The 1,045-nt window shown below is 32.0% G+C and carries 1 protein-coding gene; it reads left to right on the top strand.

Features of this window, described 5'->3' with window-relative positions; translation table 11 throughout:
- Positions 1-86: 86 nt before the first annotated feature.
- Entirely contained in the window at positions 87-965 is an 879-nt protein-coding gene (locus ACUSJC_RS16750; protein WP_449270700.1) for an IS982 family transposase, read from the top strand.
- The last annotated feature ends 80 nt before the right edge of the window (positions 966-1,045 follow it).

The following is a 1,045-nucleotide window of genomic DNA, read 5'->3' as shown; positions in this document are numbered from 1 at the left end:
CCCGTTGTGCATTATGAACTAAAATGATAAAAAGTTGTTCATTTGATTGAAAATCAGTAAATTGAATTAGCTATAATTTATTTACAATGAACAACTTAAGTGCAAATTACGAAAGAATTTTGGAAGTTTTGAGAAAAATATCAAATGAAAACCTTCTGTTTTATCAAAGACGAGTTCCCAAATTGAAAGATTTAGAATTGATAAGTCTGGCATTAACTGCTGAGTATATGGGCATTGATAGCGAAAATCATCTTTTTCGCCAAATTCCAAAAACAATAAAATGTAAGATAGAGCGAAGCGTTTATAATCGTCGCAAACGTAGATTAGCAAATAGCATCAATGATTTACGAATGAAAATAGTTAGAAGTTTTAATGAGTTTGAGAAGTTTTTCATCATTGACAGTATGCCTATGGAGGTCTGTAAACTTTCCAGAAGTGGTACTTCGAAAATCTGTAAAGATGCCGAATATTGCTATCCAAACAGAGGTTTTTGTGCTTCTCAACAAATGCATTTCTATGGATATAAACTCCATGCAGTTTGCTCTGTAAATGGCGTTTTCCAAAGTATAGATTTGAGTCCTGCTTCTGTGCACGACATCCATTATTTAAAAGACATCAGAGAACAATTATCGGATTGTACATTGCTTGGAGATAAAGGATATTTGTCGTCTGAAGTCCAAATAGATTTATTCAATTATGCTAACATAGAACTGGAAACTCCCAAAAGAATCAATCAAAAGGACTACAAACCACAGTTTCATTTATTCAAAAAACAGCGAAAGCGGATTGAAACGCTATTTTCACAACTTTGTGACCAATTTATGATACGAAGGAATTATGCCAAAACTTTTGAAGGGTTTAAAACCAGATTATTAGCTAAAATAACGGCTTTAACTGTTGTGCAGTTTATAAACAAGACATATTTTAACCGAAATATCAATAACTTAAAAGTCAGTATTATTTAAAATGCACAACGGGTTATAGTTATAGTGCAAAGCACCCATTTTTGAGAATACGATTGTAAAACGTACAAAAAAGTTCAAGA

The sequence above is a fragment of the Flavobacterium sp. U410 genome (genome assembly GCF_053570605.1).
This window is presented reverse-complemented; position numbering and strand designations above follow the sequence as displayed.

What these genes read in the sequence shown, in the direction of transcription:
- ACUSJC_RS16750 (WP_449270700.1), top strand. Translation starts at nt 87, where the DNA reads ATGAACAACTTAAGTGCAAATTACGAAAGAATTTTGGAAGTTTTGAGA.